Annotated in this window: 2 tRNA genes and 1 rRNA gene; all 3 read right to left on the bottom strand. The window is 41.2% G+C overall.

Features of this window, described 5'->3' with window-relative positions:
* Nucleotides 1-309: 309 nt before the first annotated feature.
* A tRNA-Ala gene (locus tag HUB64_RS23055) sits at nucleotides 310-385 on the bottom strand.
* A 138-nt stretch (nucleotides 386-523) separates the two neighbouring features.
* Nucleotides 524-600: transfer RNA gene (locus HUB64_RS23050), tRNA-Ile, on the bottom strand.
* A gap of 99 nt (nucleotides 601-699) precedes the next feature.
* Nucleotides 700-782: ribosomal RNA gene (locus tag HUB64_RS23045) — 16S ribosomal RNA — on the bottom strand; the annotation flags it as partial.

Raw genomic sequence — 782 nt, 5'->3', positions numbered from 1 at the left:
TTACTTGTCTCACTTCTGACCAAAGAAGTGGACGCGCCTTAGACGTAAACTATTCAATAAAGAATAATTTACTTTTGAATATTCAAGACACTTAATAAAGTGTTTGAGAACTCATGTTCAATGCTTGCGCATTAAACGTTTTGTAATTAATCACATGACAGACTCATGCAATTAAATACTATCAGCTTTCCAAATTGTTAAAGAGCGGGCTTAAAAAAGCCAAAGATAATTTTTAAGTTTATCTTTGGCATCTCTATCCATAGTGCATATGCCTTATTACTTTGCAATAAAGTCAGAATAAGGTGTAAATGGTGGAGCTATGCGGGATCGAACCGCAGACCTCCTGCGTGCAAGGCAGGCGCTCTCCCAGCTGAGCTATAGCCCCATTTACATGCAGTGCGAGTAAGTAAGATGTTCCAAACCTCTAAAAGGATTGGTTTGCCAAATCGAGTTATCCGCGGCAAATTAACGCGACGTTTAGTTCACTAAACGAGTGTTAATTTAACAAAGGATAACGAAGATTTGGTGGGTCAGAGTGGACTTGAACCACCGACCTCACCCTTATCAGGGGTGCGCTCTAACCAGCTGAGCTACAGACCCATCTTTGATAAACCTATTTAACTAGGTCTATCTTTTACTCTTTCTTCTATCAAGCAAATCTGTGTGAACACTCAACAAACATTAAGTTAGTCGTATAGGTAAGGAGGTGATCCAGCCCCAGGTTCCCCTAGGGCTACCTTGTTACGACTTCACCCCAGTCATGAACCACAAAGTGGTGAGCG

The sequence above is a fragment of the Shewanella sp. ISTPL2 genome (assembly GCF_013283205.1).
GTDB classification, from domain to species: Bacteria; Pseudomonadota; Gammaproteobacteria; order Enterobacterales; family Shewanellaceae; genus Shewanella; species Shewanella oncorhynchi.
Note: the sequence above shows the minus strand (reverse complement) of the source record. Positions and strands in the feature narration are given on the sequence as shown.